A 6,947-nucleotide genomic window follows, 5' to 3' on the forward strand; every position below is an offset into this window, starting at 1 on the left:
CCTTTTGTATCAGTGTATTATTTAACTAGTACACCGATACAAAAGGAGGGAAGAAATGAAAATAGAGTTTTCTCCAAATATACCAATTTACATTCAGGTAATGGAATACATAAAAAAAGAAATTGTAACAGGACATTTGTTGCCTGGTGATAAAATTCCCTCTGTGCGTGAATTAGCGAGTGAATTACAAGTAAATCCAAATACGATCCAGCGTACATTTCAAGAGCTCGAACGAGATGGGGTTGTTGTAACACGTAGAGGAATGGGAAGATATGTAACGAATGAAGGGGAGAAAATTATGGAGCTGCGAAAAGAGATGGCGAAAGAATTACTTCATTCTTTTATAGATGGAATGGACAATTTAGGGTTTTCAGAAGAAGAAATTCTTACAATCCTTCGTTCTTCATTACATGAGAAAAGGGAGGAGAGCGAATGACAGAGCTATTAAAAATAGAAAACTTATGGAAAAGATACGGATTAAAAGCGGTGATTCGTGAATTGAACATAGAGATTACCGAAGGAAAAATCGTAGGGCTTGTTGGAGATAACGGGAGCGGGAAAACAACATTATTAAAAATGATTGCAGGTCTGCAGCACACTTCTGAAGGTAGCATTACAATCGCTGGTAAAAAGGTGGGATTAGAAACGAAAGAGATCGTTTCGTTTATGTCTGATAAGCCAGTATTTGATGATTGGATGACAGTAAAAGATTCTATATTTTTCTATCGTGATTTTTATAAGGACTTTGATATGCAAAAAGCGGTAGATACGATTGCGGAGTTTAAAATACCGTTAGAAGAAAAAGTTACAGCTTTATCAAAAGGGATGGTTGAAAAGCTACAAATTATTTTAACGTTTTCTCGGAAAGCGAAGTTATACGTACTAGATGAACCACTGGGCGGAATTGATCTCGTTTCTAGGGAACACGTACTGGAACTTATTTTACAGTTTTATCGCGAAGATTGTACGATACTAATTTCGACGCACTTAATAAATGAAGTTGAAAATATTTTTGATGAAGTAATCTTTTTAAAAGATGGGGAAATTGTATTGTATGAAAATGTAGAAGAATTACGTTTTCAAAGAGGGAAAGCGGTCACAGATGTGTTTAAGGAGGTGTTTAGTAGATGAAGCCGAGCTTAATATATATGTACAATATAAATAAAAAACAAATAATTATTTCTTTGTTATCATTTATATTCGTTGTCGCTGTAGCTTTCGTAAGTTTGGGAAATTATATTAAACAAGAATCAGGAGAAGTAAGACAAACAATTATAGTTGCTTTCGTTATTCTAGTATATATAACTTTTTTAGCAATGATAGTTATTCAGGCGGTGTCTGCATTTGGAAAAATGACTGAAAGCACATTATTTCGGTTAACATCGATATCCGGTAAAAAGATTGTTTTAGCAATATTGTTATACGCTGTAATTTATTTACTTATTTTTGAATTAATAGGCTCTATTTTTTTATATGGTATTTCTATGAAAATAATAAAAGGTACAGAGCTCTATGAAGTATTATTTACTCAAAGTGTATTCAATCCACTAAAGCACCTCTTTAGTACTATGTTATATGTATTTAATTTATCTAGCATATTGCTAGTATTACTTTTTTCAGTAGCAAGCGTTAAAGTGTTTTCTTTGAAAAAGAAGAAGTTAAAATATCCAATGGTATTTTTCTTATTTTTACTAGTAACAAAATTATTAGGTACTATATATGGAATGTTGGGCGGTCTTGCACCTGCTGCACCTCTAATAAAAAAATTAGTATATATAGATGAATCATCAGGAGCGGATGTGTTTCTCTATCCGGAAAAACTTATGAATTTATATAGCCTTAGTTTTTCTATAGGAATATTTATTCTACTTGTTTATATAACAGGTCGCATAATCGATAAAAAACTAGAAGTCTAAAGGAGGAATCAGCATTGGGAAACGTAGTAGTAAAGTTAGAGAATGTTCGAAAAAGGATTGGTGGAACGGAAATTATTCGTGGTTTATCATTTGAAGTTTGTGAAGGGGAAGTATACGGGTTCCTTGGACCAAACGGTAGCGGTAAGACAACAACGATTCGTATGATGACAGGTCTTATTTCAATGACAGAGGGCGATATTACAATTTGTGGTCATAGTATTCGCACGGAGCGTGAAAAGGCGCTAGAGCAAATTGGAGCGATTGTAGAAAATCCTGAACTATATGATTATATGACAGGAATGCAAAACTTGAAGCATTTTGCGAACATGGCAATTACACCAATTAGTAAAGAGCGCATTGCTGAAATTGTAAAACTGGTTGAATTAGAGCATGCAATTCATAAAAAGGTGAAAACATATTCACTTGGTATGAAACAACGTTTAGGAATTGCACAGGCATTACTGCATCAGCCGAAAATTTTAATTTTAGATGAGCCGACAAATGGATTAGATCCAGCTGGTATTCGTCAAATTCGTGATTATTTACAACGTTTAGCGAAAGAAGAGAATATTGCTGTAATCGTATCAAGTCACTTATTAAGTGAAATTGAACTTATGTGTGATCGCGTCGTTATTATTAAGCAAGGTGAGTTTGTACAAGAATACAACTTACATGAACAAGCAAAACATGATGAGACAGTAGTTGTAGCGTTTGAAGTAGATGAAGTTCAGAAAGCAAATGAAATCATTGCAGGTAAGGCGCAAGGAAATGTCATTGTAGTATCTGTAAAGAAAGAAGAAATTCCACAACTTGTAAAGAAACTTGTGAATGAAGATGTGCTTGTATACGGAGTTACCGTTCAAAATAAAACGTTAGAGGATGAGTTCTTAGCGATTACAGGGGGAGTGAAAGCGTAATGTTTAAATTAATTCAAAATGAATTTTTAAAGTTGCATGCGAAAAAAGGTATGTATATTTTAATTGGTGTTATTGCAGTATTGGAAATTTTGGGAGTTTTAGCGATGCTGAAATGGGGAGATGGAACTGAATTTAAAGGATCATATTTAGATTTTGCAAGTTCAGAGATTGGTTTAATTACTTTGTTTGCAACGATTTTTGGCATTACGATTGCTTCTCGTATAATTACGGATGAATTCCAAAAAGGTACAATTAAGCAGTTATTAATTCGTCCAAGAAAACGAATGACAGTTTTATTCTCTAAATATATTACAGTGTTACTTACTATAGTATTTATCATATTTGCTAACACGATTATTTCAATGATTATTGGCGGAATTGCAATGGATGGTAGTAAAACAGAATTAACGATAGGAATCGTAATGAAATCTACTTTATATCAAGTACTTTCACCGTTCTTCTTTGCGACGCTTGCATTTTTCTTAGCAAACGTATTTAGAAAGTCTGTCTTACCATTAATTATTACGATGTTCCTCTTCTTTTTACAAGGACCAATTAATATGGTACTGATGATGTTTGCAAAAGGTGTAGCGAAGTTTGTAGTGTTCTTCCATTTAAATTTAAGTGTGTACGATAGCAATAAGCTAGTAAGTGGCGGAATAGAACCAACATTTACAGAGTTTACATTTACAACTTCATTATTACTTGTAGCTGCATACTTTGTTGTATTACTTGTAGCATCAAGTGCATTATTCCAAAAACGTGACGTATTATAATAAAAGAAATCCCCGCTTGTAAAAACGGGGATTTTTATTACATAACTTTCTCGTATATTTCAACCGAAAGAAAAGAATGATTACTATATATGGTGTTCAAAAGTATTTGAGAAAAATAGGAAGAATTTCAACTATATTCATATTATAATTTAGTTATCTGAACATGTACTTTTACTATCTTTGGAGGTGTTCGATATGCACGATGCATTTTCACGCATAAGACTACGCAGTTTTTTTGGATGGATGATTATAGGGCTGTTCCTTACGATGATCCCATTAGGTCTATCAAATGTTTCTGAGAATACGACGGAGGTTATTTCACAAATAACTGTGTTTTTTGTATTTCCGTTATTTTGGTTATACGTAAAAACCAATAAAAATAATGTTATATTTAACAGTTTTTTTGATAAACCAGGACGTTTACCGTGGGGGTTAATTGTATTAGCAACGATAATGGGAATGATTTTTTCAGTTGGTATATCTCATATTCAATTTTACATATTAGCACATACGTTACCGAATTTCTTAGTTACTATGTTAGAAGATGGAAATGTTATTAATACGAGTAACATATATATGACGATATTTACTTTCATTTCAGCATGTGTGTTAGCACCTATTATGGAAGAGGTTATTTTTAGAGGCTTCTTTTTACAGCGAATGGCTTATAAATGGGGTATTAAAAAAGCTGTCATTATATCTTCCGTTATTTTTGGCTTAGGGCATTTTGATGTTATTGGTGCGTTCATGTTTGGTGTTGTAATGTGTCTTTTATACATAAAGACGAAAAATATATGGACGAATATTGCTGTGCACGCTCTAAATAATTTCATTGCAACAAGTATGCAATTTGTCGGCGGAGAAGAGAGCAGCGCCATTTCAATTCCTGAATTACAAGCGCAAAGTAATTTATGGATCGGTATCGGTCTTACAGTCGTTGGATTACTTTGGTTAATTCCTTACGTTTGGAAACAATGGCGTATGGTAAAAGAAGTGGGTGTGCCACCAGTGCGCTTCATACATGAGGAAAAAGTAGTGAGTGCATCAGAAGGAAATGAAGTGTATAGTCAAGTGATTGTAACAGATAGATTGATGGCTGTAGAGCTACCAGATGAGGCTGTAAATAAGCTCCGATTAGAAGAAAATGATTATGTAACAGTATCTGTAGAAGACGATAAAATCGTTATAAAGAAAGCACATAATAGATAAGTAAAAAGTAGCTCTTTGTGAGCTACTTTTTACTTTGTAATAATTTCCACACGAAAATTATTGCCGTTCTTTACATATTTAATATCTGTAACAGTACGAACTGCTTTTAAAATCTCAACTTTTTCACCAATTCGAGGGATAGTCGGAACATTATCCCAAATGCCAAGCAAGTCATCTAATTGTCCCGTTTTTTTATAAAACCAGATTTTCAATGTAAAGCCCCTTTCTCGAACTTTATGTATTTTAATACATAATATATCATTTTTATTCTTATTGTAAGGGGTTTTTATATATTTTATGAATAAAAATTAATTAATCTTCTGGGAAGATATGTTCAATATCAGGGGTAAGAGATATTTCTGATAATACGATATGAGAAACAGTCGTTGCATATGAAGAAACATCATTAATAAATTCTTCAAGTTCAACGAGTGAAGGAACAGAAATTTTTACAATGTAGCATAAGCTTCCTGTTACGCGGTAACAAAAACTTGCAGATGGATAGGACTGAATAAACTGTTGCATACGTGTTGTATCCCCGTTTTTTAAAGTGATTTCTAAAATACAGTCTAAAACAAGTCCTGCTTTTTTATAATCGATATCGATTGTGTATTTTTGGATCACGCCTTCACTTTCGAGTTTACGAACACGCTCTGCAGTAGACGGAGCAGATAAGTTTACTCGTTTCGCCAATTCACGCATGGAAAGGCGACTATCATTATATAATTCATTTAAAATTTTTCGGTCAACACGGTCTAGTTGCATTTGTAAATATACCTCCAGTAAAATAATAATTTTTGTAAAGAAAAAATATAAATTAAGATTCATATGAAATGTAAAATGAGCTTTATTTATTTTACAATAAAACAGAAGGAAATAGGAGGGGAAATGATGGAGAGAATTTCATTATCAAATGTAGGAGATACAAAGTTTCAAAAGTTATTAGGTCATAATCCGGAAATATTACATTCGTGGAGTACATTAGAAAATACACTGTACAATAAAGGAACTCTTTCAGCAGAGTTAAAGGAACAAGTGAGGAGAACATTAGCGTACGGGAATGAATGCCCGTACTGTATGGCAAAGGGAAGGCCTGATGATATGCAAAAGGTAGAAGAAATTGGTGTAGCAGTTACTTTTGCGCATACATTTATTCATGACAAAAAGGCGATAGATGATAATATGTTTCATGTATTGAAACAATATTGGACGGAAAAAGAAATTGTAGAGCTTTGCGCTTATATTTGTTTTATTACTGCATCGCAACAACTTGGTTTTCTATTTCAATTACAGCCAAACGAAGCATTAAAATTATTTTAAGAAAATAATTGCGAATTATGTAGAAAAAAATAAGAATATTTCGTATAATTTAAGTGTAATCATTTTGAAAATAGGGGTGGCATCATATGGAGCAAATTCCGGTAAAGAGAATAGAAGAAGTACTTGTTGTAGCAGGGGATGACAAACAAAAGCAAAAGGAATTTTATGAATTGCTCTTATCTACTGAGTTTTATGTTGCTGGCTCACTAGAAGCAGAGGAAGGGGCAACAGAAGGAATACTTCGCTTGCGTCATTTCCAAGGAGAGGGTAGATGGATCGTTCCGTTCTTTACACAAATGGAATTTGTAAAAGACGTGTTGCCAGAAGGAACACCCCTTATTACGATACGTGGGAAAGAATTATTTAGTAGCATTGAGAAAGATGCTACAGCAGTATTAAATGTCGGTACTGATATAAGTAAAACATTTATTCCAGAAGAAATTGCAGATATCGCATCTGGACGAATTTTTAACTATTATAAATAAAGTGAAAATTTAATCAGTGGGGTTTTCTTCATCCCCCACTGATTATTAGTTGAACCAATCGGGCTTTTATGGGCAGCCCGACCCCCACCTAACTTCTTTGCTTTCGCTGCATTTTGAGGTGGGGGTCTTACTGCCCATTAAAGCGGGATAAAAGGAAAAGCGGAATCGCTTTTCCTTTTTAATTTGAACACGGGGTGGCTACGCCAGAAGAAATAGAGAGTGTTTTATTATTTGTATTTATTGTCGCTGTAGCTCCAAGAGGAATCCCAATGTTTGGGCTTATATGTCCAATCGGTAAACCGAATAGGACAGGTATAGCATATG

10 protein-coding genes and 1 pseudogene are annotated in these 6,947 nt (G+C 33.6%); 8 read left to right on the forward strand and 3 right to left on the reverse strand.

The window, feature by feature from the left end:
• Positions 1–55 precede the first annotated feature (55 nt).
• From MR083_RS20675 to MR083_RS20700, 6 genes are all read left to right on the forward strand, one after another.
• Positions 56–436 (forward strand): GntR family transcriptional regulator, encoded by a 381-nt coding sequence (locus MR083_RS20675; RefSeq protein ID WP_000687504.1) that lies wholly within the window; start codon positions 56–58, stop codon positions 434–436.
• Entirely contained in the window at positions 433–1,131 is a 699-nt protein-coding gene (locus MR083_RS20680; RefSeq protein WP_000137749.1) for an ABC transporter ATP-binding protein, read from the forward strand. Before MR083_RS20675 ends, MR083_RS20680 begins: the two co-directional genes overlap by 4 nt.
• Positions 1,128–1,916: an ABC transporter permease gene (locus MR083_RS20685; protein WP_000804802.1), complete on the forward strand. Its 789-nt coding sequence runs from the start codon at positions 1,128–1,130 to the stop codon at positions 1,914–1,916. The genes MR083_RS20680 and MR083_RS20685 overlap by 4 nt, the downstream gene beginning before the upstream one ends.
• Positions 1,917–1,930: 14 nt before the next feature.
• A complete protein-coding gene (locus MR083_RS20690) occupies positions 1,931–2,833 on the forward strand; it encodes an ABC transporter ATP-binding protein (protein ID WP_000528815.1) in 903 nt (300 codons plus the stop codon).
• Positions 2,833–3,609 (forward strand): ABC transporter permease, encoded by a 777-nt coding sequence (locus MR083_RS20695; protein ID WP_000475446.1) that lies wholly within the window; start codon positions 2,833–2,835, stop codon positions 3,607–3,609. The genes MR083_RS20690 and MR083_RS20695 overlap by 1 nt, the downstream gene beginning before the upstream one ends.
• A 195-nt stretch (positions 3,610–3,804) precedes the next feature.
• Positions 3,805–4,818 carry a CPBP family intramembrane glutamic endopeptidase gene (locus MR083_RS20700; RefSeq protein ID WP_242269778.1) on the forward strand — a complete coding sequence of 338 codons (1,014 nt, stop codon included), beginning with the start codon at positions 3,805–3,807 and terminating at the stop codon, positions 4,816–4,818.
• Between the two features lie 29 nt (positions 4,819–4,847).
• Here MR083_RS20700 and MR083_RS20705 read toward each other — a convergent pair whose 3' ends face one another.
• Together MR083_RS20705 and MR083_RS20710 are read right to left on the reverse strand one after the other, a co-directional pair.
• Positions 4,848–5,030 carry a DUF3913 family protein gene (locus MR083_RS20705; protein ID WP_242269779.1) on the reverse strand — a complete coding sequence of 61 codons (183 nt, stop codon included), beginning with the start codon at positions 5,028–5,030 and terminating at the stop codon, positions 4,848–4,850.
• A 100-nt stretch (positions 5,031–5,130) separates the two neighbouring features.
• A complete protein-coding gene (locus MR083_RS20710; protein ID WP_001175495.1) occupies positions 5,131–5,583 on the reverse strand; it encodes an Lrp/AsnC family transcriptional regulator in 453 nt (150 codons plus the stop codon).
• Between the two features lie 63 nt (positions 5,584–5,646).
• On the opposite strand from MR083_RS20710, the gene MR083_RS20715 reads away from it, so the two are divergent.
• Entirely contained in the window at positions 5,647–6,138 is a 492-nt protein-coding gene (locus MR083_RS20715; RefSeq protein WP_153019374.1) for a carboxymuconolactone decarboxylase family protein, read from the forward strand.
• Positions 6,139–6,224: 86 nt separating this feature from the next.
• Positions 6,225–6,623: an SseB family protein gene (locus tag MR083_RS20720; RefSeq protein ID WP_000435209.1), complete on the forward strand. Its 399-nt coding sequence runs from the start codon at positions 6,225–6,227 to the stop codon at positions 6,621–6,623.
• A 178-nt stretch (positions 6,624–6,801) separates the two neighbouring features.
• On the opposite strand, the pseudogene MR083_RS20725 reads toward MR083_RS20720, so the two are convergent.
• Positions 6,802–6,947 (reverse strand): annotated as a pseudogene (locus tag MR083_RS20725) (S66 peptidase family protein); the annotation flags it as partial.

This window comes from Bacillus cereus group sp. BfR-BA-01408 (genome assembly GCF_022663305.1).
GTDB classification, from domain to species: domain Bacteria; phylum Bacillota; class Bacilli; order Bacillales; family Bacillaceae_G; genus Bacillus_A; species Bacillus_A pacificus.

Coding starts and splice junctions, on each gene's coding strand:
- MR083_RS20675 (WP_000687504.1), top strand. CDS start 56: ATGAAAATAGAGTTTTCTCCAAATATACCAATTTACATTCAGGTAATG.
- MR083_RS20680 (WP_000137749.1), top strand. CDS start 433: ATGACAGAGCTATTAAAAATAGAAAACTTATGGAAAAGATACGGATTA.
- MR083_RS20685 (WP_000804802.1), top strand. CDS start 1,128: ATGAAGCCGAGCTTAATATATATGTACAATATAAATAAAAAACAAATA.
- MR083_RS20695 (WP_000475446.1), top strand. CDS start 2,833: ATGTTTAAATTAATTCAAAATGAATTTTTAAAGTTGCATGCGAAAAAA.
- MR083_RS20700 (WP_242269778.1), top strand. CDS start 3,805: ATGCACGATGCATTTTCACGCATAAGACTACGCAGTTTTTTTGGATGG.
- MR083_RS20710 (WP_001175495.1), bottom strand. CDS start 5,583: ATGCAACTAGACCGTGTTGACCGAAAAATTTTAAATGAATTATATAAT.
- MR083_RS20715 (WP_153019374.1), top strand. CDS start 5,647: ATGAAATGTAAAATGAGCTTTATTTATTTTACAATAAAACAGAAGGAA.
- MR083_RS20720 (WP_000435209.1), top strand. CDS start 6,225: ATGGAGCAAATTCCGGTAAAGAGAATAGAAGAAGTACTTGTTGTAGCA.